Source organism: Haloferax volcanii DS2 (assembly GCF_000025685.1).
In the GTDB taxonomy this organism is placed as follows: domain Archaea; phylum Halobacteriota; class Halobacteria; order Halobacteriales; family Haloferacaceae; genus Haloferax; species Haloferax volcanii.
Genome location: NC_013967.1, coordinates 1,745,391 through 1,770,366, shown reverse-complemented (window position 1 = coordinate 1,770,366; position 24,976 = coordinate 1,745,391). Strand labels below are relative to the sequence as shown.

The following is a 24,976-nucleotide window of genomic DNA, read 5'->3' as shown; positions in this document are numbered from 1 at the left end:
AACGGCGTCGGCGGAACACCCCGACACCGCGGTGAGAGCGGCCGCCGCGGTCGGAAGCCGACGAAGCGACTACCAGAGGAACGCCGGCCAGACGAACTGGAAGAGGAACCAGATGAGGATGGTCAGCACGCCGGTCATCACGACGTTGAGGACGGCCCCGGCCCGCATCATGTGGGACTGCTTGATGTGGCCGCTCCCGAAGACGATGGCGTTCGGGGGCGTCGCCACCGGCAGCGCGAACGCGAACGAGGCCGCGATGGCCCCGCTGACCGCGAGGAACACCGCCGCGGAGACCTCGGTGAGCCCGAGCGTCGCCGCGAAGACGCTCCCGATACCGATGAGCACGGGGACGATGATGGTCGCCGTGGCGGTGTTCGAGGTCATCTCCGTGAGGAAGATGACGAGAAGCACGATAGCGCCGACGACGAGGACGATGGGCGCGCCGGTCAAGGAGCCGAAGACGGCCTCGGCGAGCCACCGCGTCGCGCCCGTGGAGGCGAACGCGTCGGCCAGCGAGATGCCGCCGCCGAAGAGGAGAATCGTCCCCCAGTCGATGTCGACCAGTTCGTCCCACTCCATCGTGTCCGCGAGGACGAGCGCCGGGATGGAGACCATCCCGACCATCACGTAGTACAGGAGGCCCTGATGGCCCTCGACGCCGAGGAGGGTCGTCCCCTCGGCGGTGCCGAACAGGGTGTTGAACACCTGGTCCGAGAGGACGCCCTCGAACGCGAGGTCGAGGCCGCCGAGCACCCACAACCCGGCGGTGACGGCGAAGATGTACGCGACCCGGCGGCCGCGGGTCGAGAGCGCGCCCTCGTCGGCGAGGTACTCGCGGGCCTGTTCGCGGGCACCCTCAACGTCGTCGACCTCGGGCGGGTAGAACCGGAACGTGAGGAGATACCAGACGATGGGGAGGGTGATGGCGACGATTGGGAGGCCGACGAGGAGCCACTCCGCGAAGCCGATGTCGTAGCCGAGGAGCGCGTTGAGCTGGGTGGCGACGACCGCGTTCGGCGGCGTGCCGATGAGGGTTCCGACCCCGCCGACGCTCGCGGCGTAGGCGGTGCCGAGGAGCGTCGCTATCTGCATGTTCGAGAAGGAGCCCTCGGCGGCGTCGGCCTCGTAGACCTCCTCGCGGCCGAGCACCTGCGCGAGGACGCCGAGCGCGATGGGCGTCATCATCGCCGTCGTCGCGGTGTTCGAAACCCACATCGACAGGAACGCCGTGGCGAGCATGATAGCGAGGATGAGCCGCCGCGGCGACGACCCCATGACAGCCATGAGCCACAGCGCGATGCGGCGGTCGATGTTGTACTTCTGGAGCGCGTTCGCCAGCATGAAGCCGGCGATGAAGAGGAAGATGAGGTGGTCAGCGAAGCCCGCCAGCGCCGGGTCGATATCGCCGTAGACGCCGTAGGCCGTGAGCAACACCGGTATCGACAGCGCCGTCACCGCGAGAGGGAGCGCGCCGGACACCCAGAGGATGCCGGCGAACACCATCGTCGCTAATGCGTACTGTCCCCGCGTCGAGAGTCCCTCAAGCGACGGCCCGAAGGCCAGCGCGAGGGACGCGACGAGGGCGAGCGTGAAGACGGAAAATCGTCCGCGAGCAGTCTTTGTAACACCGCGTATCATTGATACACGGTATCTCTAACGATAGTCTTACTTAATTATTTTCAATACGGTAGCGAACGGCGGTATATCGGCGTCGATAGCCGTCGACGCGTCGAAATCGGCAGACTGAAGCGGGGGTTTCGCGTCGCGCCCCGACGCGATTTAAAAGTGTTCGACGAGCGTGCGGACCTGTCCGTCGTCGAGTTCCGCGGCGCGACCGCGAGAGGCCGCGGCTCCCGGATTCGAGCATGGAGACGTGCGCCTGCATGAGGTCGTCGACGGCGCGCTCGACGGCCCGCTGGTTGTAGCCGGCGGCGACTCTGAGCAGTCGCCACGCCATCGGGGAGATGTCCGTGATGTCGACGTCCGGGAGCGGGTCGCTGCCCTGTTCGGACATGGAGACGGCTTTGCGGTCGCCCGTAATCAACGTGGGGGGTCGGGGCGACCGAACGCTTTTCTTCCCCGGAGACGGCCGTCAACTATGGCTATTGGCGACGTCGAACCCGTCCCGGACAGCACGGACCTCTACTACGTCGACAGCGGGATGTACGAGGTGGAGAAGTACGGCACGGTCTACCTCGTCGACGCCGAGAGGCCGGCGCTCGTCGACACCGGCATCGCCGCCGACAGGGAGGCGGTCTTCGGAATGCTCGACGAGGTCGGCGTCGACGACCTCGCGTACATCCTGCCGACGCACGTCCACCTCGACCATGCGGGCGGCGCGGGCTACCTCGCCGAGCGCTACCCCGACGCGACCGTCATGACCCACGAACTCGGTGCGCCGCACCTCGTTGACCCCTCGCGGCTCATCGAGGGCACGAAGGCGGCCGTCGAAGACCAGTGGCGCTTCTACGACGAACCGCTCCCCATCGAGGAAGACCGCGTCGAGGGCCTCACCGACGGCGACGAAATCGACCTCGGCGACCGGACGCTCACGGTCCACCACGCGCCCGGCCACGCGCCGCATCAGGTGATGTTCCACGACGACGGCGACGACGTGCTGTTCGTCGGCGACGCGCTCGGCATCTGGGAGCCGCGGTCGCGGACGCTCCGCCAGACCTCGCCGCCCTCGCAGTTCCACCTCCAGAAGGCGCTCGACGACGTGCGGACCATCGAGGACATCGACCCCGAGACGGTCTGTTTCGGCCACTTCGGCCCGAAGCCCTACGACACCGACCTCGCCGAGAAGTACAAGCGCGTCCTCGTGGAGTGGGTCGAGGCCATCCGACAGAAGCGCGCGGAGCTCGGCGTCGACGAGGCCGTCATCGACCACTTCGTCGAACACACCCAGATGGACGAGGAGTGGGGCGAGCGGAAGGCCCGCGACGAAGAGCGCCTGAACACCCGCGGCGTGCTCGGCTACCTCGACTACATCGGCGACGACGAGTGACGCGAGCGGGTCGCAATCAGCGTTTCCCCGCGGTATCGCGGGCTTTCAACAGACCGAACGTACATAGTTTTAAATGGTGAATGACAACTAACAGGACATGGACTGGCGGGACGCGGAGGCGGCGTTCGACGACCCTGTCATCGAGCGGACGACCCTCCCACGGATGTTCGAAGCGAGCGCCTCGCGGAACGCCTCGCGGGTCGCGCAGCGATACAAAGGCGGCATCTATCGGCGGTCGCTGGTCGCTGAGGGCGTCGTTCCGGCGGCCCCCGACGGCGACTACGCCGGTCTGACCTACGACGAGATGCGGGGCATCGTCCGCCGCCTCGCGGCAGGGTTCCGCGACCTCGGCATCGAGAGCGGCGACCGCGTCGGCGTCCTCTCGCACACGCGCATGGAGTGGGCGCAGACCGACTTCGCGGTCCTCGCCGCGGGCGGCGTCGTCACCACGGTGTACACCTCGTCGTCGGAGCGACAGACGCAGTACTTGCTCTCCGACCCGGGCGCGGACGCCGTCGTGGTCGAAAACGAGGCGCTACTGGAGCGCGTGCTCGCCGTCGAAGACGAGTTGGACCTGCGGTTTATCGTCGTCGTCGACGAGTACGACGGCCACGACGACCGCGAGGACGTGCTGACGCTCGGGGAGCTGTATCGCCGCGGCGAGGAAGCGTACGACGAGGCGGCCTACGAGTCGTGGCTGGACGAGCGCGACCCAGAGGACCTCGCCAGCCTCATCTACACCTCGGGGACGACGGGCCAGCCGAAAGGCGTCCGGCTCACCCACTGGAACTTCCGGTCGAACGTCAACGAGAGCTATCGGCGGTTCGGCCCGCGCCCGGACAAAGGCGATACCCCGGTCATCGGTCCCGACGCGGTGACGCTGTCGTTCCTGCCGCTGGCGCACGTCTTCGAGCGCATGGCCGGCCACTTCATGATGTTCGCGGCGGGCGCGACCGTCGCCTACGCCGAAAGTCCCGACACGCTCCGCGAGGACTTCCAACTCGTCCGACCGACGGTCGGGACGAGCGTCCCTCGCGTGTACGAGAAGCTGTACGACGCGATTCGGGCGCAGGCCAGCGAGTCGCCGGCGAAAAAGCGCGTCTTCGAGTGGGCTGTCGGCGTCGGGCAGGCGTACCACACGACCGACGCGCCGGGCTACCTGCTCACCGCGAAACACCGCCTCGCCGACCGCCTCGTGTTCGGGCAGGTGCGCGACGCACTCGGCGGCAATCTCGACTTCTTCATCAGCGGCGGCGGGAGCCTCTCGGCCGAGCTGTGCGCGCTCTACCACGCGATGGGCCTGCCGATTTACGAGGGCTACGGCCTCACCGAGACCTCGCCGGTCATCTCGGTCAACCCACCCGAAGCGCCGAAAATCGGCACCATCGGCTATCCGCTTCGGAACGTCGAGACGAAACTCGACACGACCGTCGTCGGCGACCAACTCGGCGAGGCGGGCGGCGAGGTGGGCGAACTGCTCGTCCGCGGGCCGAGCGTCACCGAGGGCTACTGGAACGACCCCGAGGAGACCGAGGCGGCGTTCGTCGAGGACGACGAGGGGAGACGCTGGTTCCGCACCGGCGACGTGGTCGAACGCCGGCCCGACGGCTACATCGCCTTCCGCGAGCGTGCCAAGCAGATTCTCGTCCTCTCGACGGGGAAGAACGTCGCGCCCGGCCCCATCGAGGACGCGTTCGCCTCCTCGCCGGTGGTCGAGCAGTGCATGGTCCTCGGCGACGGCCGCAAGTTCGTCTCGGCGCTCATCGTCCCGAGTTTCGACGGCCTGCGGGAGTGGGCCGCCGAGGAGGGCATCGACCTCCCGGACGACCCGAAGGCCGTCTGCCGCGACGACCGGGTGTACGAGCGCATCGAGACCGAGGTGGACGCGGCCAACGAGAACTTCGAGTCCTACGAGCGAATCAAGCAGTTCCGCGTCGTGCCCGAGGAGTTCTCGGAGGGCAACGACCTGATGACGCCGACGATGAAGAAAAAGCGCCGGAACATCCTCGACCGCTACGCCGACGAGGTGTCTCTCATCTACGACGAGGACCGCGGGACCGAGGAGCGACGGAGTCGCGAGCGGGATGCGACCCAGTGAAATCTGACAGCCTAAACTTTTTCGAGCGTTTTGCGGTCATACGTATCCACAAGGCCGCGGAAATACCGCCCGAGATGTATGGTTTTATCTTCCGTCGTCACATGAACCGAATCCATGGAGGCGATATAAGTGGCCGCAGCAGGAGGGGCGAACCTCATCCCGCTCGTCGCCGCGATAATCGGCATCGGCGTGGTCTCGCAGGTGCTCTCGGACCGCTTTCAGGTCCCCAGCGTCGTGTTCCTCATCGCGTCGGGCATCCTGCTCGGCCCGGAGGTCCTCGGCGTCATCTCTCCCGACTCGTTCGGGAACGCACTACAGGCCATCGTCGGTCTCTCGGTCGCTATCATCGTTTTCGAGGGCGCGTTCCACCTTCGAATCGACAAGCTACGGGAAGCGCCGGCCGCGACGTTCCGACTCGTCACCGTCGGCGCGATAATCTCGTTCGTCGCGACGGGCGTCGTCGTCCACTACGCGCTCGGCGCGCCGTGGCCGGTGTCGTTCCTCGTGGGCGCGCTCCTCGTCGCGACGGGACCGACGGTCATCGCGCCGATTCTCGAAGTCGTCCCGGTCCGCGACCGGGTCGGCGCGGCGCTCGACACGGAGGGTATCGTCAACGACGTGACGGCGGCCATCGTCGCCGTCGTCATCTTCGAGGCCATCCTCGAAGGCGTCAGTAGTCCCGACGCCCTCGTGACGCTGTTCGCTGAGCGCCTCGGCGTCGGCGTCGTCGTGGGTGCAATCGTCGCCGGGTCGCTGTACTACGCGCTCCGGTACGTCGACCTCTCGCCGGGCAACGCGCCGCAGAACGCGCGCCTGCTCGTCCTCGCCGGCGCGCTCGTGTCCTACGCGGCCGCCGACTACGTCGCCACGGAGGCCGGCATCGCCGCGGTGGCGACCGCCGGCATCCTCCTCGGCAACGCGGACGTGCCGTACGAAGAGGAGATTTCGGCGTTCAAAGGCGACATCACGCTGCTCGTGCTGTCGTTCGTCTTCATCGCCCTCGCGGCGCTGTTGGACTTCCAGAACCTCCTGAATCTCGGCGTCGGCGGCCTCGCCGTCGTCGCCGCCGTCGCGCTCGTGATTCGGCCGTTTTTGGTCTTCGTCTCGGCGCGCGGCGACCGCTTCACGAGAGAAGAGAAGCTCTTCATGAGCTTCGTCGGCCCGCGCGGTATCATCCCCGCGTCCGTGGCCTCGCTGTTCGCTATCGCCCTGCAGGAGGAGGCGACGCGACTGGCGGCCGAGGGAATGACCCAGCAGGCCGCCGCGCTGAACCAGAGCGCCTCGATTCTCGTCGGCACGGTGTTCCTCGTCATCCTGACGACCGTCGTCTTCGAGGCCGGTCTCGCTCGCCGGATTGCAGAATACCTCGACGTCATCCCAATGCGTGTACTCATCATCGGAGGCGGGAAAGTGGGCCGTGCGCTCGCCGAACGCCTCGCAGACCGCGGAGAGAACGTGGTCCTCATCGAGCAGGACCAAGAAGTAGTCCAGACGGCCCGGAACATGGGCTTTACCGTCCATCACGGCGACGGAGCCGACACGAGCGTCTTGCGCTCCGCGGGGGCCGCGAACGCCAAGTTCGTGGTCGCCGCGACCGGCGACGACGACGTGAACCTGCTCGTCGCGCAGTTGGCGAACTCGAAGTTCGACCCCGAGAGCGTCCTCGCGCGGGCGAACAACCCCGACAACGTCGAGGCGTTCGAAGAACTCGGCGTCCGGACCATCTCGTCGACCATCGCCACGGCGCAGGCGCTCGACAACTACATCGAGCGCCCGTCGATGTCGAACTGGATGGGCGAAATCGGTCGCTCCGGCGACGTCCAAGAGGTCGAGGTCACCGCCGAGCGACTCATCGGTCGGACCATCCGCGAGGTCGGACCCGAACTGCCGGACGGCTGTCTCGTCACGCTCGTCTCGCGGAACGGTGACACGACGGTCCCCAACGCGGAGTACACACTCCAGGAAGGCGACCGCATCACCATCATCGGCGAGCGCGAGGCCGTCCGGGACGCAGAAGAGCTAGTCAACCCCGAATAGCGGCTCTCGCCGCCCGGCGCTCGTTCGGTTTTTCGCGTCGCCCCCGACCGCTCAGCGCCGGGCCCACCGAACGAACACCGCCCAGTAGCCGGCGGTGAGCGCGACGAGGACGACCCAGACGGACGCGCCGGGAGCGGGGCTCGAAACGAATCCGAATCCCGCGGAGGCGGCCGCCGCCACCAGCGCCGCCAACGCCCCCGACAGGGCGGTCGTCGTGAGGTTCATCACCGAGATACTCTCGACGACGGGAGTATGAACGTGACGGAATTAGCACGGACGTTTGTGACATATATCGGGCGGGGAGCAACGATGCGTCTCGGGGGGCTGGAAAGACAAAAAGCAGCCGAGCCCGCAGCTATCTGCTGAACTCTATCGCCGCGCCCTGACCGAAGCCGACGCAGAGCGACGCGAGGCCGCGGTCCACGTCGCGCTTCTGCATCTCGTGGATGAGCGTCACCGGCAGGCGCGCGCCGGACGCCCCGAGCGGGTGGCCGAGCGCGATTGCGCCGCCGTTGACGTTGAGGCTGTCCGCGTCGATGCCGAGTTCGCGCCGGGAGTACTCACACTGGCTGGCGAACGCCTCGTTGATTTCGACGAGGCCGTAGTCGTCGATGTCGGTGCCGGCGCGGTCGAGGAGGCCGCGGGTGGCCGGGACCGGGCCGATGCCCATGACCGTCGGGTCGACGCCGGCGACGTTGTTCGTGCCGACCGAGGCCAGCACGTCGAGGCCGCGGTCCTCGGCGAACTCGCGGCTGGTGACGAGGACGGCGGCCGCGCCGTCGGTTATCTGCGAGGAGTTGCCGGCGGTGACCGAGCCGTCGCCCGAGAAGGCGGGGTCGAGGCCGCCGAGAATCTCCATCGAGGTGTCGCGGCGGATGCCCTCGTCCTCGGTGACGACGCCGTCGGCCGTCTCGATCGGGACGATTTCGTCGTCGAAGCGACCCGAGTCGGTCGCCTCGGCGGCGCGCTGGTGGCTCCGGAACGCGAACTCGTCTTGGGCCTCCCGGGAGACCTCGTACTCCTCGGCGACCTTCTCTGCGGTCATCCCCATCTGTAACTGGAAGATGTTGTACTGCTCGCTCAGTTCGGGGTGGAGGTGCTCGTAGGAATCGCCGTCCATCGGCACGCGGGACATGCTCTCGACCCCGCCGGCGACGATGCACTCGCGGTTACCGGCGGCGATGGCGTCGGACGCGGAGATGATGGCCTGCATCGAGGAGGCGCACCAGCGGTTGATGCTCGTCGCGGGCGTCCCCTCGCCGAGGGCCGACAGGAGCGCGATGACGCGGGCGACGTTGTTGTCCTGTTCGGCGCGCTGCTGGGCGACGCCCCACATCAGGTCCTCCACGTCGTCGGGGTCGACGTCGTGTTCGTCGAGGATGTGGTCGATGAGCGTGACCGAGAGGTCCTCGCTTCGAACGTCTTCGAACACGCCGCCCGCCTTGCCGAACGGCGTGCGGTACGCGGCCGCGATGACTGGCACTGGCATGGCACAGCATCGGGGTTCGAACACCATAAATAGTTTAGAACTCTCTATTCGTCGTGACGAGTTGTTCATCGGGTCGAAAAACGCCGAGAGAGCGGAAACGTGGAAACGACGGCCCGACTCTCGGAACTCAGGAACTGGTGGCGGAGTCGCTGTCCGGCCGACCGGGGGTTCCGCCGGTACCCGCGTCGGCAGCCGTTGGTTCCGCCGGGAAGAGCTCCGGCGCGACATCCGCCGAGGAGTGCTCGAACGGCGCGTCGTCGACGCGGGTGTCGGCGTCGGCGGCGGCCTCGGCGTCGTCAACCGGGTCGTCGTGGGCGCTGCGTTCGGTCATGCTCAGTCGCTCGTGACCGCCTGTTCGGACTGCGCTTCGTCCTCGGCGAACGGGTACCACGACTGCTTCGCGTCGTGCATGTACGGCGCTTCGAACTCCGTCTCCTCGGGCACGCAGTACTCCGTGACCGCCTCGGTCCCCTCGGCGTCGACCCACTCGCGGAACGTCTGTCCGGGGTCGCGGCGCTCCGCGAACGCCTCCACGAGCGACGCGATTGCGCCCGGCACTTCGTCGGCCGGGACGCGCTGTTGAATCCAGTCGACGAACGACGGCTCCTCACCGATGCCGCCGCCGACGCCGATGTCCATCGCCTCGACCATCTCGCCGTCCTTCTGGGCGCGCATGCCGAACAGGCCGATGTCGGCCGTGTTCGCCTGCCCGCAGTCGGCGGTGCAGCCGGAGTAGTGAATCTTCAGTTGGCTCACGTCGTCGGGCACGTCCACGTTGTCGCGGAGCCACCGGAGCATCCGGGCGGTCCGGGCTTTCGTCTCCGTGAGCGCGAGCGAGCAGAACTCCGTGCCGGTACAGGCGACCGTGCCGCGCTGGAACGGGTTCGGGACGGGCGTGTGTTTGCCGAGGAGCGGCTCTGCGAGCAGGTCGTCGAGCTTCTCCTCCGGCACGTCCATCAGAAGGGGTTCTGGCGGCGAGTGAGCCGTATTTCGCCGGAACCGTACTCGTCGGCGATGTCGGCCAGTTCGATGGCGTCGGACGCCGTGAGCCGACCGACCGCGACGCTGAGGCCGACGTAGTAGTCGCCGTTGGCCTGCTCGTGGACGCCGATGTGGTCGTGTTTCCCGTCGGACTCCGGGCGACCCGCGTTGTAGGTGTACTCGTCGCGGATGTTCTCGCCCGCAGACCGGAGTTCGAAGTCGACGTACCCCTCCTGAAGCAGGTCGCGAATCTTCTCCGTGCCCCACTCGTCGACGAAGAAGCGACTGCGGGCGCGGGCCCGAACGTCGCGGTTGCCGTGTTCGTGGTAGAGTTCGACGAAGCCGCGGACGACCTCGTAGGCGCGCTCTTCGTCGGCGACGAAGATGTCGAGGTCGCGGGCGACGCGCGGCTTCCGGGAGCCGAGGCCGCCGCCGACGCGGACGTTGAATCCGGTGACGGTCTCGCCGTCGATTTCTTTGGTCGCGGGTTCGAGCCCCACGTCGTTTATCGAGTCCTGCGCGCAGCCCTCCCGGCAGCCGGTGACGCTGATGTTGAACTTCCGCGGCATGTTCGACAGCGCGTCGTTCCCGCGGAGGTCCTCTTGGAAGCGGTCGAGAAGCGGCTGGGATTCGACGAGTTCGTGCTTGTCGCGGCCGGCGACCGGACAGCCGGTGATGTTCCGCATCGTGTCGCCGCCCGCAGAGCGCGAGGAGACGCCCGCCGCTTCGAGCCTCTCCCAGACCTCGGGGATGTCTTCGAGTTCGAGCCAGTGGAGCTGAATCGACTGGCGAGTCGTCAGGTCGATCCACGCGTCTCCGAACTCGGGGTTCTCGACGGGGCCGGAGGCGTAGTCGCGCGCGACCTCACCGATGGCGCGAAGCTGCCCCGGTTCGAGGACGCCGTTGGCGTTCGTCAGCCGCATCATGAAGTACGAGTTCTGGCCCGTCCGCTGCTGGAAGACGCCCCAGAACTTGAAGCGAGTGAACCACTTGTCTCGCTCCTCTTCGGGGATGGCGTCAACCCCCTTTTCTGCGAACTCCTCGATTTTGTCGCGGACTGCGTCGCCGTAGAGTTCCGACTTCCAGGCTTCCTTCTTACTCGCCATTACCGACCACCAGTGGGCAATCGTTCACTATCCGTGTGCGTTTGGTTGCGAATTTGGTCATGTTTCGTGATAACACGACGCGATAGAAGTTGATAAGCGTATTCGTTGATAATGTGTAGAAATAGGATATATGTTCACTATTCGCCCATTTTATAACCAAATATTCCGAATATAAGGGCGTATTCTGTGCAGAAAGCCTGTTTATTCGACAATCTAAACTTACCATAATGAACGGTGGTGTAGTATATGCCTCGAACGCGGCTCACCGGTGAGGGGTGAGCGCGCGCAAGTCGTCGAAGGAGTTCACGTTGTGAAACGCGTGCGTCCCGGCGTGAGCCTCCACTTCGCGGTCGTCGAGGACGGTCACGTCGAGCGCGGACATCACGGTCTGGAGGCGCTCGTCGCCGTCGCGGATAGTGTCGGTGCAGGCGACTTCGGCGGCGCGGCAGTGAACGACCGCGGGGAGCGGTTGGGTCGTCTCGGAGACCCGCGGGACGACGCCGGCGCTGCCCTGCAAGCGGCCGAAGAGGTGCGAGATGAACCCGCTCGGGACGAGCGGCTATCGCACGGGAGGACCGCCGCGTACTCGACGCTCGTCGCCCGCAGGGCGGTTCGCAGGCCGAAGACGGGGCCTCGGTCGGGATGCGAGTCCTCCGCGAACCGGATATCGAAGTCCAAGAGTGCGCCGGCGAGGGAGTCGCGCTGTTCGGCGCGGCAGTTGACGACGAGTTCGTCGACGACGGGGTCGAGCGAGGCGGCGACCCGGTGAATCATGGGCTGGCCGCCGACCGTAGCCGTCGCCTTGTCGATGCCGCCGAATCTGGTCGAGCGGCCGCCGGCGAGGATGATGCCCGCGCGGCCGGTGTCGAGGTGTGGGTGCGACGCGTCTGCCATTCTCAGGCGGCGGTGGGTTCGAGTTCGCGGGACCGTCCGCCGGTGGCGACGAACGCCATCAGTCGCTCACCTCGGCGGCGAGGCGGTCGGAGGCGGCTGTCGTCTCGGGGTGTTCGAGGCGGACGGCGCACTGCTTGAAGTTCGGTTCGTTCGACTGCGGGTCGACCGCAGGGCTGGTAAGTCGGTTTGTCATGGGATGGTGAATAGAGAGCCAGACGAGGCCCGGCGGGACGGCGTCGTCGGGGTCGAGCGTCGCCGGGACCGACGCCCGACGGGAGACGACGGTGGTTCGGCGGTCGCCCTCGGGGTCGACGACTGCGTCGCGGTGCGCGTCGATAGTGTCGGGATGCGCGCGGGCGACCGGCTGGTCCGGCGTGTCGCTCCGCGTGCGGACCCCGGTGTTGTACCCGTCGGCCTCGCGGCCGGTCGTGAGCGTCAGCGGGTACGACTCGTCGGCGGGTTCGGGGAGCGACGACCCCGAGAGCGCGCTGAACTGGGCCTTCCCGGACGCCGTCGGGAACGACCACGTCGGGTCGTCCGACTCCCCGTCGGCGTCGTCGTAGTAGCGGTATCCGCCCTCGCTCGTCGGGTCCGGCGCGGGCCAGCGGACGGCGCGCTCGCCGTCGAGTCGCGTGTACGACAGCCCCGAGCAGTCGGCGTCGGTCCCCTCGGTGAGCGCGGCGAACTCGTCGAACAGTTCGCTCGGTGAGACCGACGGTCTCGGGAGCAACCCGGGCGCGACGCGGGCGGCCACGTCGGCGATGATGTCGAGGTCCTGCCTGACGCCCGGCGGCGTCTCGGTGGCCGGGCGGACCCGCGAGACCGTCCGCTCCATGTTCATCGTGGTCCCCTCGGACTCTCCCCACGTCGCCGCGGGGAGCACCACGTCCGCGAGTTCGACCGTCTCCGACCGGAAGGCGTCCTGCACGACGAGGAACGAGTCGTCGAGGACCTCGCGGGCGGCCGTCGCGTCCGGGAACCCGGCGAGCGGGTTGGTCGCAACGGTCCAGACCACCGAGGGCGACGACTCGAACATGCCGACCGGCCCGGGTCCGTTGTCGTCGGGGAGCCGAGAGACGGGCACGTCCCACGCCTCGGCGACGGTCCGGCGGTGGTCCGGGTGTTCGAACGGTCGGTGGCCGGGCCACGTCCCCTTCGAGGAGACCACGCGGGTGCCCATCGAGTTCGCCTGCCCGGTGAGCGAGAAGGGGCCGGACCCGGGGCCGAAATTGCCGGAGGCGAGACAGAGGTTCACGAGCGCGCCGGCGGTCGCGGTGCCCCGGACGCTCTGGTTGACGCCCATGCCCCAGTAGACGAGCGTGGGCGCGTCGAGGAGCGACGCCAGTTTCTCGACCTCGTCGAGGGTGACGCCGGCCTCCGACGCCGCCTCCTCGACCGGGGGGAGTTCGTCGATGACGCGGTCGAACCCTTCGGTATGTTCCTCGACGAACGCCTCGTCAACGCGGTCGGTCTCGACGAGGTGTCCGAGAATCGCCTGCGCCAGCGCGAGGTCGCCGCCGGGGTCGATGGCGACTTGGTCGTCGGCGACGCCCGCGGTTTTCGTCTCGACGGGGTCGACGACGACGAGGTCGCCGTCGTCGGCCGACTGGCGAATCCACCGGAACATCACGGGATGGGCGACCGCCGGGTTCGCCCCCCAGACGAGGTGCGTCTCCGCCTCGGGGATGTCGTCGTAGGTCGGCGGCGGCGCGTCGCTCCCGAAGGCGCGGTAGTAGGCCGTGACCGCGCTCGCCATGCAGAGCGTCGTGTTCGCGTCGTAGTGTCTGGTGCCGATACCGCCGCGAGCGAGTTTTCCGAGGGCGTAGGCGGCCTCGTTCGTCTGTTGGCCGCTGCCGAGGACGGCGACCTCGTCGGGGTCGTCGGCCATCGCGTCGCTGATAGCGTCTCCCGCGCGCGAAAGCGCGTCCGACCACGAGGTCTGCCGGAGTTCGCCGTTCTCCCTGACGAGCGGTCGCGTGAGCCACGAGCCGTCGGGGTCGGCCGACTCGCGGATGCCGCGACCGCAGGCTAGCCCGTTGTTCACGGGATGCGAGGGGTCGCCCCGGACCGCGTCGAGACCGTACGCCGTATCCGAGCCGAGGTGGACGTGGCCACAGCCGACCGCACAGCGCATGCAGGTCGTGGGGACTTGTTTCGCCACGCGACTCACCACCCACCGCTCGCGTCGAATGTACCGCATTCGGGCATATACCCCGTGCCGTTCGTGAATATCATTTCACTTTCTTGGCTCACAGTGGCGGAAGATAACCATAAAGACCTAATCGTTTAAGAACAGATATTTTTCCCACGTGTTCCGAATAAAGACACAATATACAATCGAATGAAAGGAATATAATCGCGTGAATCCCCCAATTTTAAGATATGTTTTTTGATTATTTTTCTGAAATTAATGTCTGACGGCGGTTCCGGACCGCGTTCCTTGCCATCGAGGTCGGTCGGTCGCGCGCGGCACCCGACGACGCTCCGACGCTCTTATGCGTCTCCCCGGGCAATTTCTGGGGGATGAGTGAACGGGCGCTCGAGGTTGTCGAGTTTCTGCTGACGGCCCACCTCTACACTGACGACCGAACGCTTGACGAAAACGACCTTCCCCCGCGGTATCGACGCGTCTTCTGGGCGGACGCCGAGGACGACGGCGACGAGGACGACTCGTCGGCCGCCGGCATCGAGCGACCGCTCGTCGTGACCGAGTCCGTCGCGCGGAAGGCGACCGGCGTCGAACACCCCTGGGACGCGATTTCCGACCTCATGTTCACCCAACGTGAGGAGTTCTCCGGCCGCCTCTCGCTGACGCAGCCCGAGATGGCGCTGGAGTGGTTCGTCAAGCGAGCCGACTACGACCGGCTCGTGACGAACCCGACGGTGGCGAAGTCGGTCGAGGACCGCGACGACGTGGACGTGACCCACGCGGACGCGAGAGAACAGACCCGGCCGATTCACGCCGACCGCGTGTGGATAGACAGCCTGCTCGACGAGTACTTCGACGACGAGGACGACGCCGAGATGCTCGACCTCGTGCAGGTCCGCGCGCCCGAGGAAATCGAGATGACGCTCGACGACCTCGTACTCACGACGGACCAAGAGGGCGAGATTCACAAGCTGATGAAGGCCATCGAACACCGCGAGTACCTCGCGGACATCGGCCTCCGCGAAATCGGGAAGATCCTGTTCGTCGGACCGCCGGGGACCGGCAAGACCACCGTCTCGCGGGCGCTCGCCCACGAACTCGGCCTGCCGTTCGTCGAGGTGAAGCTCTCGATGATTACGAGCCAGTACCTCGGCGAGACGGCCAAGAACGTCGAGAAGACGTTCGAAGTGGCGAAGCGCCTGTCGCCGTGTATCCTCTTTATCGACGAGTTCGATTCGGTCGCCAAGACCCGCCGGTCGGACGAGCACGCAGCGCTCAAGCGCGCGGTCAACACGCTGCTCAAGAGCATCGACGACATCTCGCTGATTCGCGACGAGGTCATCCTCATCGGCGCGACCAACCACCCCGACCAGCTCGACTCGGCGGCGTGGCGGCGCTTCGACGAAATCGTCAACTTCCCCAAGCCGGACCGCGGGATGCGCGCCGACATCCTCCGCGTCATCACGAACCGGATGGACATCGACGAGTTCGACCCCTCGGCCATCGCGGACGTGACGGAGGGCCTCACCGGCTCCGACCTCCGACTCGTCCTCCGCGAGGCCGTCCTCGAAGCACTCACCGAAGAGCGGATGGAACTCACGCAGGACGACCTGCTCGAGGCCGTCGCCGACTTCGAAGAGCGTGACAACCTGAAGAACCTCGACATGATGTCCGACTCGTCGGAACTCGTCGCGGGGGCGGGGTCGGGGTCGGACGACGGTCACGACCACAGTCACGACCACGACCACACGGACGAACACGAAGGCGAGACGCAGAAAGACGCCGGCGCGGCGCAGTAGGCGGACCGGTTACGCTCCGACTCGGACAGGTCCGTCGAACCGAGCTAGTTCGACACCATCTGCCCCTTTTTCCGCCGATTCGATTGATACCGACTCCACGCGTACTGGAGTCCCAACGTTCCGAGGACGACCGCGGTGAACGTCACGTACTGGGTGCTCTCGTGACCGAGGACAAGCGCGTGTATCGTCGCGAAGCCCGCGTAGACGAAGGCGTGGACGACGTACGGCCTGACCGAGCCGGTGAACAGCCGCGGTCGAAGGAACGACACCGCCGCGACGGTGGTGACGACCACCGCACAGAGACCGATACCGACGCCCACTGCTTTCGAGAGCCCTCGCGTGTCTACGCCGGCGAGTCCGCCCGTGACTACTTGCGAGAGCACGTCCGCGATGAGTGAGAGCGAGTCGAGTTGGGTCAAGACGTGCAGGGCGACGAGCGCGCCGGCCCCGTACGCCAGCAACGTGTGGACCCGTTGCGCGCGGAGACGAACTAAACCGGGAGTTCCCCGGCGTGAGAGGATGCCCGTCAGCGTTGCGAGGAACATGAGCGTGTAGGAGTGTTCCATGCTGACGCGGCTGATCGTGCCGACGAGGCTCGCGGTGTCGCGCGCTTCGCCGCCAGTCGGCGCGTCGTTGGTCGGCAAGTCCGCGTCAGACGGTGGTTCCGCGAAGTCGCCCGACGGCTCGTTAGACTGGAGGCCAACGCCGGCGATGACGGCGAGGAGGAGGAGAGCGATACCCACCCCGACGATGAGATGACGGTTCCGTCTCCACGGCACGCTCATAACACACTCACCACCGAGAGCACCGCCGTGAGAACCGTTACGACGACCGCGACCCACGTCAGTACGCGACCGAGCCGTCTCGTCCGAGCGGGGCCTCCCCGTTGCGAGTCCGCGTTTCGAATGAGTCTACGGAATCGTTTCATGAGAAATCCGTTCGCTCGCAATGACGATGAATAAATTCCGAAATCAGACAGATATCACCCAAAGATAACGCCCAAATTCGACCGAGCACTCAATGCGGACGGGTCGAATCACGGACTGCTTGGCGAACGACTGTCGAGGTGCGTTTCGTAACGAACGTCGCCGGGCGTGTTTGGCGGGGCTCGCCGGAAGCAGTTGCGCCGGACGCGACCGACCGCCGTCGGCCACGTTTATACCTCGCCGTCCCCGTGGTTGAATCAATGCGCGTGACCCTCCTCGGGACCGGCGACACGACCGGGACGCCCACCGTCGGCTGCGACTGCGAGACCTGCCTCGCGGCCCGCGAGCGAGGCATCGAGCGGACGCGCTTTTCGGTCCACGTGCAAAACGAGCGGACCGGCGAGTCGCTCCTCGTGGACTTCAGCCCCGACTTCCGCCACCAGTTTCTCACGCAGGACGTGCCGCTTCCCGACGAGGCCTTAGTAACTCACATTCACTTCGACCATCTCGACGGCCTCGGCAACGTTTACCGCCTCCTCGACGACCTCTCGGTCCACGCCGCCGACGAGGTCGACCCGGTCACGGGCGAGAGCGTCGCCGACGCGATTCGCTCGAAGTTCGACTACCTCGACCGCATCTCGGTCGAAGACCGGACGCCGTTCGAGTCGTTCCGCGCCTGCGGCCTCGACGTGACGTTCGTGCCGGTCGTCCACCCGCCGCTGGTCTGTTACGGCGTCGCCATCGAGGACCCCGAGACGGGTGCGAAGCTCTCGCTTTCGGGAGATACGACCTACGCGATTCCCGAGGCGTCGCGCGACGTGCTCCGCGACCCCGACCTGCTTCTCGCCGAGGCCATCGTCCCCGCGTCGGTCTGCGAGTACCACCCCATCGGCGGCGACGACTACGACGAAGACGGGGTCGCGCGGACCTTCGGCACGAAGCACATGACCCGCGAGGGAGCCATCGCGCTCGGCGAGGAACTGAACACCGACGAGACCCGCCTCGTCCACGTCGCCCACTACTATCCCGCCGACGAGGCGTTCGAAGAGCCGCTGGCGGTCGACGGCGAGGTGTACGACCTGTGAAGCTGCGAGCCGTCGCCGAGGACACGGCGTTCAGATATCTCATGGTCGCCGGCGTCGTCGCGGCCGCGGGAAACTTCGTCCTGACGTACGTCGACACGGGTCGGCTGGACCTCGTCGGCGTCGCCGTCCAAGTCGTCTTCGTCGCCGTCATCGGCGTCGCGCTCGTCGCCTACTGGAACTACATGGAGCGGCGGGCGGACGCGGAGTGAGGCGTCAGCGATACCGGTCGAGTCCCGACTGTCTGCGGACCGCGCCGGGCGGGTCAGCGACCCAGTCCGTCCGGGACTCGCGGAGGCCGTCGCGGTCCAGTTCGGGCGGGTCGGCCGCCTCGAACGCCGGGCAGTCCGGGCCGCACTCCGAACCGGGGTCGACGACGTGGTCGAAGTGGTCGCAGACCGGGCGGCCGTCGGCGTCGACGCGGGCGCGGGCACAGCCCGGCAGGTCGTAGGCGCGCCATCCCTTGCCGTAGGCGCGCTCGGCGAGTCGGAGGCGCGCGGTTCGCTTTTCTGCGGGCGAGACGAGCGCCACGTCGGTGTGCAGCGAGTGGTACTCGACGGGTTCGACGCCGGTCGAGTCGGGCGAAAGCGGGCGAGGCTCGCGGACCACCTCGCGGTCGCCGGTGTCGGGGTCGAAGCGCCAGACGCCGACTTCCTCCGGAATGCGGTTGAGGTGCGCGCCGGTAACATAGCTCTCAGTCGTGAGAATCACTTCGTCGAAGACCGCGAGGCTCACGTCGAGGCGAAGCTGTCTGAGCAGGTCGCCGGGGCTTCCGAGGTCGGGTTTGTTCTCGATGCCGACGAGCCGGGCGAACCAGTCGTCCGGGTAGCGGGCGGCGCGGCGGACGTACTCCCTGCTCCGGCGGCGCTCGGACTCGAAGAAGCCGACCTCGACGGCGCGGTCGGTGGCGCGCCGGGCGCGGCCGGGGTGGCAGTCGAAGCCGTCGCGCCAGAAGACGGCGCTGCCGGCTCCCACGTCGCTCTCGATGGCCGCCGCGGGAATCGCGCGGTCGGTGATGCGGGCGCGGTCGTCGAACCCCGGCCCCGGGACGACGGCGCACACGTCGATGATGCGGCTCCCCGGCGAGGCGACGGACGCGCCGAGTTGGCGCGCGGGGAGCCAGTCGGTCGTCTGTTCGAGGCGGGCGCAAAGCGCCAGTTCGAAGGCGAACTCCGAGGGCGACGACGCCGGAACGGGCACGTGACACGCTCGGTGGCGGAGCGGCAAAAAGGTCGCTCCCACGGCCGTCGGGTCGTGTCGGTGTTCTCGTATCTGATTTTCGGGGGGGTACCTATTTGAGACAGAGCGCGGCAGTACTGACCGATGAAGGGGGAAAACAACGAAACCCACAGTATCAGGCGGAGAGCGTACCTCGGAATCGCGGCCAGCGCGGGACTCGCAGGTCTCGCCGGTTGTAGTTCCGGAATGACCGCGAGCGCCGCGCGGGCACCGCCGCAGGTTCCCGAGGCGGCGCTCGAAGCCGGCGGCTGGGAGTACATCGGGGGACACTCCTTAGACCCGGCCTTCGAGCAGTCGGTCGGCCCGGCGAGCGTCTCCGCGGCGTTCGAGACGCTCGTCTACGAGGACATGGACCTCTCGGAGACGCTGAAGGAGAAGACGCTCGGACAGGCCGAGGGGCAGTTCTCGCTGTTCTTCGCGACGCGCGTGACGCTCGACCCGAGCCTGTCGAACCTCCCGAAAGCGGCCCGCGGGACGGTCGTCGACGTGGTCGAAGAACACGCGCGGGCGAACTACGAGGGGCAGTTAGAGGACGTGGATGTCACGGACATCGAACAGACGGGCACGCGGTCGACGACGGTCGACACCGGCGAGTCGGCGCGCGTGACCGAGTACGAAGCCACCATCGCCTTCGACGAGATTACGTTCCCGTTCACCGAGGAAAAGGAGTTCACCATCGAGGGACAGGAGTTCGACGTCAGCGGGATGCTGGCCGTCTGGGAGCACGACGGGACGATTCTCGTCGCCGGCGGCGCACACCCCGGCGAGAACATCGAACTCAGCGTGACCAAGGAGCCGACCGAGGCCATCGAAGTCTCGGTCGACATCGACCTTGGCCTCACGCCCGACGCCTACCGCGAGGAGCTTCAGTCGCTCGTCGCGGGCGTCGAATAACCGGCAACACCCGGAGCCGACAGCGATTCGAGGGGTTACTCGAATCGGTTCGCGAACCGTCGTGCCGGGGGGCACGACCACCCATTTTTCGAGCCGTCGCCGGGACCGGGAGACGCCCGCTGAATCGCCGCGCGCGGTGTGTGACCGCCCGACGCGGCCACAGCGTCGCCGCTCCGAGAACAGCACCTTTATCAGTCGTTCGGAGCCAAGTTCACGCAAGATTACTCTCAGGAGGTCAATGGTGACGAAAAACCCACAACAACCGGAGGTGAACATCGGACTCGTCGGTCACGTCGACCACGGAAAGACGACGCTCGTTCAAGCGTTGTCCGGCTCGTGGACGGACCAGCACTCGGAGGAGATGAAGCGCGGTATCTCCATCCGACTCGGGTACGCCGACGCGACGTTCCGTCAGATTCCCGGCGTTGACGCGCCGGAGTGTTACACGGTCGAAGAGGAGACGGAAGACGGCGAGGAGACGGACGTACTCCGCACCGTCTCGTTCGTCGACGCGCCCGGCCACGAGACGCTCATGGCGACCATGCTCTCTGGTGCCGCCATCATGGACGGTGCCATCCTGCTCGTGAGCGCGACCGAGGACGTGCCGCAGGCCCAGACGGCCGAGCATCTGATGGCGCTCGACATCATCGGCATCGAGAACATCGTCATCGCGCAGAACAAGGTCGACCTCGTCGACCGCGAGCGAGCCGTCGACAACTACGAACAGATACAGGAGTTCGTGGAGGGTACGGTGGCCGAAGACGCGCCCATCGTCCCTATCAGTGCCCAGCAGGAGGTCAATCTCGACCTCCTCATCGAGGCCATCGAGGAGGAGATTCCGACGCCCGACCGCGACGAGACCGAAGACAGCCAGATGTACGTCGCGCGCAGCTTCGACATCAACCGCCCGGGGACGACCTGGGACGGCCTCGCGGGCGGCGTCATCGGCGGCAGCGTCGTCGCCGGCAAGCTCGAAGCGGGCGACGAACTCGAACTCCGCCCCGGCCGCGAGGTCGACGAGGAGGGCCAGACCGAGTGGCGCTCCATCACGACCGAAATCCGCTCGCTCCAAGCGGGCGGCAACATGGTCGACGAGGTCCGCCCCGGCGGGCTCTGCGGCGTCGGGACCGGTCTCGACCCGAGCTTCACGAAGGGCGACGCGCTCGCGGGACAGGTCGCCGGCGAGCCCGGCACGCTCCCGCCGACGCGCGAGCAGTTCACCATGGACGTGGAACTGCTCGACCGCGTCGTCGGCGACGAGGAAGGCGAGGGTATCGACGAGATATCCACCGGCGAGCCCCTGATGCTCACCGTCGGCACCGCGACCACGGTCGGCGCGGTGACGAGCGCGCGAAGCGGCGAGGCGGAAGTCTCGCTCAAGCGCCCCGTCTGCGCCGAGGAGGGCGCGAAGATAGCCATCAACCGCCGCGTGGGCGCTCGCTGGCGGCTCATCGGTATCGGGACGCTCAAGTGACGTGACCGCCACCGTAGTCGTCATGGACACGAACGCGCTCATGATGCCGGTCGAACTCGACGTCCGCGTGTTCGACGAACTCGACCGGCTGCTCGCGGCCGACGCGGACCTCGTGGTCCCCACGGCCGTCCTCGACGAGCTGGAGAAGCTCTCGTCGGGCGGCGGGACCGAAGGCGTCGCGGCGAGCGTGGGCGCGGACCTGGCGACCCGGTGCCGGGCGGTCGAAACCGAGGAATCGTACGCCGACGACGCGGTCGTCGAGCTCGCCGAATCGGGCGAGGTCGACTACGTCGTCACGAACGACAAGCCCCTCCGTGACCGGGTGCTCGACTGCGGGATTCCCGTCGTCGGCATCCGGGGGCACGCCACGCTGGCAATCACGGAACCTTAACGAAACTATGTACAAACGGGTACGACTCAAAGATACAGTCGAAGTCCCACCCCGACACCTGGGCGACGTGACGCCCGAGCGGGTCAAGCGACTGTTGCAGGACAAGTTGGAAGGACGGATGGATGAGGACGTGGGGAGCGTCGTGAGCGTCGTGAACGTCAACGACATCGGCGAGGGCACCGTGCTGCCCAACCGCCCCGGCGTCTACTACGAGGCCGACTTCGACGCCATCACCTACGACCCCGACATGCAGGAGGTCGTCGACGGCATCGTGGTCGAAGTCGTCGAGTTCGGTGCCTTCGTCGGCATCGGCCCGGTCGACGGGCTGCTGCACGTCTCGCAGATATCCGACGAATACCTCGCCTACGACGGCGAGAACCAACAGCTCGCGTCGACCGAATCCAACCAGACGCTCGCCGTCGACGACGAGGTTCGCGCTCGCATCGTCACCAAGAGCATCGACGAGCGCAACCCGCGCGACTCGAAGATCGGCCTCACGGCCAAACAGCCGGGGCTCGGCAAGCACGGCTGGCTCGAATCGAAGCGCCAGCAGAGCGAGGCCTCGGCGGAGGGTAACTGATGGCGAAGCCCCGTCTCGCCTGCCGCGAGTGCCACTTCGTCAACGACCCGGACAAACAGACCTGCGAGAACTGCGGGTCGAGCAGTCTCACCGAGGACTGGGCGGGCTACGTCGTCATCACCCACCCCGAAGACAGCGAAATCGCCACCGAGATGAACGTCACCGAACCCGGCGGCTACGCGCTGAAGGTCCGCTGAGGGTCCGCTGAGCATGCTCACCCTGCCGACGGCGCTTCGGGCGGCGTTCAAAGAGCCGTTCGGCCCGGTGTACGCCGAGGCCGACGACCTGCTGGCAGACGCATCCAGCGAGGACGCGGACGCGCCGCTCGTCGCCGTCGGCGACGTCGTCACCTTCCACCTCCGCCGCGCCGGTCGCCCGCCGGACGTGGCCGTCGTCGACGGCAAGACGAAGCGCGAGGCCGTCGGCGAGGAGATTCGCCGCGCGGTCGAGACCGGCCGTCTCGTCGAGGTCGAAAACGAACCGGGAACCGTCTCCGTCGCCCTCGTCGAGGCGCTCGTGGCCGCGCTCGACGACCCCGATCCGACGACGCTCCTCGTCGAGGGCGAAGAGGACCTCGCCACGCTCCCGGCGGTGCTCGCCGCGCCCGTCGGTTCGACCGTCGTCTACGGCCAGCCTGACGAGGGAATGGTCCGCGTCGCCGTCACCGACGCGGCCAAAAGCGAGATGCGGGACCTCCTCGCGCGGTTCGACGGCGACTTCGACGCCGTCGTCGCGCCCATCGACGCCTGAGACGCGGGCGCGCTCGTCCCTTCGAAATCCTTTTACTTGCTTCGGAGGGAATTACGGGTAACTGAACCATGGATATCGAAATCATCTCCGAGGAGGAGAACCCCATGTTGCACCGGACGGACGTTCGATTCGAGATCGTCCACGAGGAAGCGACGCCCTCTCGTCTGTCGGTCCGCGACTCGCTCGCGGCCAAACTGAACAAGGACTCCGACGAAGTCGTCGTCCACGAACTCGACACGAAGTTCGGCATGCGCAAGACCGCGGGCTACGCGAAGGTCTACGAGAGCCCCGAGTTCGCGCGCGACGTCGAGCAGGACCACATGCTCGAGCGCAACAAGATTACCGACGCCGAAGTCGAAGCCGAAGAGGCGTAGTCTCGGCTTCCGACCGCCGTTTCTTCACACTCGATGCGCATTCTCGGAATCGAAGGTACAGCGTGGGCCGCGAGCGCCGCGGTTTTCGAAACCGACGACCCCGACGCGCTCCGCTCCGGTACCGGACGGACGCCCGACCCCGCGGTCGACCACGTCTTCATCGAATCTGACCCGTACCAGCCCGACAGCGGCGGCATCCACCCGCGCGAGGCCGCAGAGCACATGGGGACCGCCATCCCCGAGGTCGTCGAAACCGCGCTCGAACACGCCGCGGCGCGACACGACGGCGACGGTCCCGTCGTCGACGGCGTCGCCTTCTCTCGCGGCCCCGGTCTGGGACCGTGTCTCCGCATCGTCGGCACCGCGGCCCGCTCGGTCGCCCAGACGCTCGACGTGCCGTTGCTGGGCGTCAACCACATGGTCGCGCACCTCGAAATCGGCCGCTACCAGTCCGGCTTCGACTCGCCGGTGTGTCTGAACGCCTCGGGCGCGAACGCCCACCTGCTCGGCTACCACAACGGCCGCTACCGCGTCCTCGGCGAGACGATGGACACCGGCGTCGGCAACGCCCTCGACAAGTTCACCCGCCACGTCGGCTGGACCCACCCCGGCGGCCCGAAGGTCGAGGCGGCCGCGGAGGACGGCGACTACGTCGAACTGCCGTACGTCGTCAAAGGGATGGACTTCTCGTTTTCCGGCATCATGAGCGCCGCGAAGGACGAGGCGGACGCGGGCACGCCCGTCCCCGACATCTGCGCCGGTCTCCAAGAGACCGTCTTCGCCATGCTCACCGAGGTGGCCGAGCGCGCCCTGTCGCTGACGGGGACGGACGAACTCGTCCTCGGCGGCGGCGTGGGCCAGAACGCCCGCCTGCGCGAGATGCTCGCGGAGATGTGCGACCAGCGCGGCGCGAAGTTCCACGCGCCCGAACCGCGGTTCCTCCGCGACAACGCCGGCATGATAGCCGCCCTCGGCGCGCGGATGCTCGCCGCGGGCGACACGCTCGCGGTCGAGGAATCGACCGTCGACCCGAACTTCCGGCCCGACCAGGTCGACGTGACGTGGCGCGGCGCGGACGAGTCGGTCGCGCGCGCCTACACCGACGACGGCGCGATTCGCGGGGCCGAGGCGACCGTCGACATCGGTACCGAGGAGGTCGTCAAGCGGCGCGTCCCGAAGACGTACCGCCACCCGGAACTGGACGACAGGCTCCGACGCGAGCGTACGAAGACGGAGGCACGGCTGACGAGCGACGCCCGGCGCGCCGGCGTTCGGACGCCCGTCGTCCGCGACGTGGACCCCGTCGACGGCGTCATCGCGTTCCAGCGGGTCGGCGATGCCGACCTCGCGGAACGGCTCGACCCCGAGGCCGTCCGCGTCGTCGGCGAGTACCTCGCGCGACTCCACGAGGCCGGTATCGTCCACGGCGACCCGACGACGCGGAACGTCCGTGTCGGAACGGGGCCGGACGGCGACCCGCGCGTGTATCTCATCGACTTCGGCCTCGGCTTCCACACGGGCCACGTCGAGGACCACGCGATGGACCTCCACGTGTTCGCCCAGAGCGTCCAGGGGACCGCCGCCGACGCCGACCCGCTCATCGACGCGCTCGAAGCGGGCTACGAGGCCGTCGGTTCGGCCGAGGTCATCGCCCGGTTGCGCGAGGTCGAGTCGCGCGGCCGGTACCGGTAGGTCGCCGCGGACTC

The 24,976-nt window shown here is 67.3% G+C and carries 21 protein-coding genes and 3 pseudogenes; 14 read left to right on the top strand and 10 right to left on the bottom strand.

Annotated features, from left to right (window positions below):
- Positions 1-69: 69 nt before the first annotated feature.
- Positions 70-1,638, bottom strand: a complete 1,569-nt coding sequence (locus HVO_RS13900; protein ID WP_004041799.1) for an SLC13 family permease — start codon at positions 1,636-1,638, stop codon at positions 70-72.
- Between the two features lie 141 nt (positions 1,639-1,779).
- Positions 1,780-2,014: pseudogene (locus tag HVO_RS20210) on the bottom strand (hypothetical protein).
- 84 nt (positions 2,015-2,098) lie between these two features.
- On the opposite strand from HVO_RS20210, the gene HVO_RS13890 reads away from it, so the two are divergent.
- From HVO_RS13890 to HVO_RS13880, 3 genes are all read left to right on the top strand, one after another.
- Positions 2,099-3,007, top strand: a complete 909-nt coding sequence (locus tag HVO_RS13890) for an MBL fold metallo-hydrolase (RefSeq protein WP_004041797.1) — start codon at positions 2,099-2,101, stop codon at positions 3,005-3,007.
- A gap of 97 nt (positions 3,008-3,104) precedes the next feature.
- Positions 3,105-5,105, top strand: a complete 2,001-nt coding sequence (locus tag HVO_RS13885) for an AMP-dependent synthetase/ligase (RefSeq protein ID WP_004041796.1) — start codon at positions 3,105-3,107, stop codon at positions 5,103-5,105.
- Positions 5,106-5,234: 129 nt separating this feature from the next.
- Entirely contained in the window at positions 5,235-7,142 is a 1,908-nt protein-coding gene (locus tag HVO_RS13880; RefSeq protein ID WP_004041795.1) for a cation:proton antiporter domain-containing protein, read from the top strand.
- Positions 7,143-7,193: 51 nt separating this feature from the next.
- Here the strand turns inward: HVO_RS13880 and HVO_RS21000 are convergent, their stop codons facing one another.
- The 6 genes and pseudogenes from HVO_RS21000 to nasA form a co-directional block, all read right to left on the bottom strand.
- The gene (locus HVO_RS21000; RefSeq protein ID WP_004041794.1) at positions 7,194-7,367 is read right to left on the bottom strand and encodes a hypothetical protein; all 174 of its coding nucleotides are present in this window, start codon (positions 7,365-7,367) and stop codon (positions 7,194-7,196) included.
- A gap of 130 nt (positions 7,368-7,497) precedes the next feature.
- Positions 7,498-8,631, bottom strand: a complete 1,134-nt coding sequence (locus tag HVO_RS13875; RefSeq protein ID WP_013035395.1) for a thiolase family protein — start codon at positions 8,629-8,631, stop codon at positions 7,498-7,500.
- Positions 8,632-8,758: 127 nt separating this feature from the next.
- On the bottom strand, positions 8,759-8,962 hold the full coding sequence (locus HVO_RS13870) for a hypothetical protein (protein WP_004041792.1): 204 nt from the start codon (positions 8,960-8,962) through the stop codon (positions 8,759-8,761).
- Between the two features lie 2 nt (positions 8,963-8,964).
- Positions 8,965-10,718: pseudogene (locus HVO_RS13865) on the bottom strand (nitrite/sulfite reductase).
- A gap of 262 nt (positions 10,719-10,980) precedes the next feature.
- Positions 10,981-11,612: pseudogene (locus HVO_RS13860) on the bottom strand (molybdenum cofactor guanylyltransferase).
- Positions 11,613-11,670: 58 nt separating this feature from the next.
- Complete coding sequence (gene nasA / locus HVO_RS13855; protein ID WP_004041789.1) at positions 11,671-13,812, bottom strand: assimilatory nitrate reductase NasA; 2,142 nt, start codon at positions 13,810-13,812, stop codon at positions 11,671-11,673.
- A 323-nt stretch (positions 13,813-14,135) separates the two neighbouring features.
- Here nasA and HVO_RS13850 point away from each other — a divergent pair, with 323 nt between their 5' ends.
- Positions 14,136-15,560: an ATP-binding protein gene (locus HVO_RS13850; RefSeq protein WP_004041788.1), complete on the top strand. Its 1,425-nt coding sequence runs from the start codon at positions 14,136-14,138 to the stop codon at positions 15,558-15,560.
- A gap of 44 nt (positions 15,561-15,604) precedes the next feature.
- Here HVO_RS13850 and HVO_RS13845 read toward each other — a convergent pair whose 3' ends face one another.
- Positions 15,605-16,345, bottom strand: coding sequence for a hypothetical protein (locus HVO_RS13845; protein ID WP_004041787.1), 741 nt, complete (start codon positions 16,343-16,345; stop codon positions 15,605-15,607).
- Positions 16,346-16,746: 401 nt separating this feature from the next.
- On the opposite strand from HVO_RS13845, the gene HVO_RS13840 reads away from it, so the two are divergent.
- Together HVO_RS13840 and HVO_RS13835 are read left to right on the top strand one after the other, a co-directional pair.
- Entirely contained in the window at positions 16,747-17,571 is an 825-nt protein-coding gene (locus tag HVO_RS13840) for an MBL fold metallo-hydrolase (protein ID WP_004041786.1), read from the top strand.
- The gene (locus HVO_RS13835; protein WP_004041785.1) at positions 17,568-17,780 is read left to right on the top strand and encodes a hypothetical protein; all 213 of its coding nucleotides are present in this window, start codon (positions 17,568-17,570) and stop codon (positions 17,778-17,780) included. Before HVO_RS13840 ends, HVO_RS13835 begins: the two co-directional genes overlap by 4 nt.
- Positions 17,781-17,784: 4 nt before the next feature.
- On the opposite strand, the gene HVO_RS13830 is transcribed toward HVO_RS13835, so the two are convergent.
- The gene (locus HVO_RS13830; RefSeq protein WP_004041784.1) at positions 17,785-18,768 is read right to left on the bottom strand and encodes a DUF5787 family protein; all 984 of its coding nucleotides are present in this window, start codon (positions 18,766-18,768) and stop codon (positions 17,785-17,787) included.
- A gap of 225 nt (positions 18,769-18,993) precedes the next feature.
- On the opposite strand from HVO_RS13830, the gene HVO_RS13825 reads away from it, so the two are divergent.
- The 8 genes from HVO_RS13825 to HVO_RS13790 all read left to right on the top strand — a co-directional run bounded on the left by HVO_RS13825 (position 18,994) and on the right by HVO_RS13790 (position 24,962).
- Positions 18,994-19,701, top strand: coding sequence for a hypothetical protein (locus HVO_RS13825; protein ID WP_004041783.1), 708 nt, complete (start codon positions 18,994-18,996; stop codon positions 19,699-19,701).
- A 238-nt stretch (positions 19,702-19,939) separates the two neighbouring features.
- The gene (locus HVO_RS13820; protein WP_004041782.1) at positions 19,940-21,175 is read left to right on the top strand and encodes a translation initiation factor IF-2 subunit gamma; all 1,236 of its coding nucleotides are present in this window, start codon (positions 19,940-19,942) and stop codon (positions 21,173-21,175) included.
- Positions 21,176-21,197: 22 nt separating this feature from the next.
- Positions 21,198-21,566, top strand: coding sequence for a hypothetical protein (locus HVO_RS13815; RefSeq protein ID WP_004062994.1), 369 nt, complete (start codon positions 21,198-21,200; stop codon positions 21,564-21,566).
- Positions 21,567-21,573: 7 nt separating this feature from the next.
- Positions 21,574-22,146: a DNA-directed RNA polymerase gene (locus tag HVO_RS13810; protein ID WP_004041780.1), complete on the top strand. Its 573-nt coding sequence runs from the start codon at positions 21,574-21,576 to the stop codon at positions 22,144-22,146.
- On the top strand, positions 22,146-22,343 hold the full coding sequence (spt4, locus tag HVO_RS13805; protein WP_004041779.1) for a transcription elongation factor subunit Spt4: 198 nt from the start codon (positions 22,146-22,148) through the stop codon (positions 22,341-22,343). The genes HVO_RS13810 and spt4 overlap by 1 nt, the downstream gene beginning before the upstream one ends.
- 13 nt (positions 22,344-22,356) lie before the next feature.
- Positions 22,357-22,896 carry a GTP-dependent dephospho-CoA kinase family protein gene (locus tag HVO_RS13800; protein WP_004041778.1) on the top strand — a complete coding sequence of 180 codons (540 nt, stop codon included), beginning with the start codon at positions 22,357-22,359 and terminating at the stop codon, positions 22,894-22,896.
- Between the two features lie 68 nt (positions 22,897-22,964).
- Positions 22,965-23,270 (top strand): 30S ribosomal protein S24e, encoded by a 306-nt coding sequence (locus tag HVO_RS13795; RefSeq protein ID WP_004041777.1) that lies wholly within the window; start codon positions 22,965-22,967, stop codon positions 23,268-23,270.
- Positions 23,271-23,303: 33 nt separating this feature from the next.
- Positions 23,304-24,962 carry a bifunctional N(6)-L-threonylcarbamoyladenine synthase/serine/threonine protein kinase gene (locus HVO_RS13790; protein ID WP_004041776.1) on the top strand — a complete coding sequence of 553 codons (1,659 nt, stop codon included), beginning with the start codon at positions 23,304-23,306 and terminating at the stop codon, positions 24,960-24,962.
- Positions 24,963-24,976: the final 14 nt, after the last annotated feature.

Coding starts and splice junctions, on each gene's coding strand:
- HVO_RS13900 (WP_004041799.1), bottom strand. CDS start 1,638: ATGATACGCGGTGTTACAAAGACTGCTCGCGGACGATTTTCCGTCTTC.
- HVO_RS13890 (WP_004041797.1), top strand. CDS start 2,099: ATGGCTATTGGCGACGTCGAACCCGTCCCGGACAGCACGGACCTCTAC.
- HVO_RS13885 (WP_004041796.1), top strand. CDS start 3,105: ATGGACTGGCGGGACGCGGAGGCGGCGTTCGACGACCCTGTCATCGAG.
- HVO_RS21000 (WP_004041794.1), bottom strand. CDS start 7,367: ATGAACCTCACGACGACCGCCCTGTCGGGGGCGTTGGCGGCGCTGGTG.
- HVO_RS13875 (WP_013035395.1), bottom strand. CDS start 8,631: ATGCCAGTGCCAGTCATCGCGGCCGCGTACCGCACGCCGTTCGGCAAG.
- HVO_RS13870 (WP_004041792.1), bottom strand. CDS start 8,962: ATGACCGAACGCAGCGCCCACGACGACCCGGTTGACGACGCCGAGGCC.
- nasA (WP_004041789.1), bottom strand. CDS start 13,812: ATGCGGTACATTCGACGCGAGCGGTGGGTGGTGAGTCGCGTGGCGAAA.
- HVO_RS13850 (WP_004041788.1), top strand. CDS start 14,136: ATGAGTGAACGGGCGCTCGAGGTTGTCGAGTTTCTGCTGACGGCCCAC.
- HVO_RS13845 (WP_004041787.1), bottom strand. CDS start 16,345: ATGAGCGTGCCGTGGAGACGGAACCGTCATCTCATCGTCGGGGTGGGT.
- HVO_RS13840 (WP_004041786.1), top strand. CDS start 16,747: ATGCGCGTGACCCTCCTCGGGACCGGCGACACGACCGGGACGCCCACC.
- HVO_RS13825 (WP_004041783.1), top strand. CDS start 18,994: ATGACCGCGAGCGCCGCGCGGGCACCGCCGCAGGTTCCCGAGGCGGCG.
- HVO_RS13820 (WP_004041782.1), top strand. CDS start 19,940: ATGGTGACGAAAAACCCACAACAACCGGAGGTGAACATCGGACTCGTC.
- HVO_RS13815 (WP_004062994.1), top strand. CDS start 21,198: ATGGACACGAACGCGCTCATGATGCCGGTCGAACTCGACGTCCGCGTG.
- HVO_RS13810 (WP_004041780.1), top strand. CDS start 21,574: ATGTACAAACGGGTACGACTCAAAGATACAGTCGAAGTCCCACCCCGA.
- spt4 (WP_004041779.1), top strand. CDS start 22,146: ATGGCGAAGCCCCGTCTCGCCTGCCGCGAGTGCCACTTCGTCAACGAC.
- HVO_RS13800 (WP_004041778.1), top strand. CDS start 22,357: ATGCTCACCCTGCCGACGGCGCTTCGGGCGGCGTTCAAAGAGCCGTTC.
- HVO_RS13795 (WP_004041777.1), top strand. CDS start 22,965: ATGGATATCGAAATCATCTCCGAGGAGGAGAACCCCATGTTGCACCGG.
- HVO_RS13790 (WP_004041776.1), top strand. CDS start 23,304: ATGCGCATTCTCGGAATCGAAGGTACAGCGTGGGCCGCGAGCGCCGCG.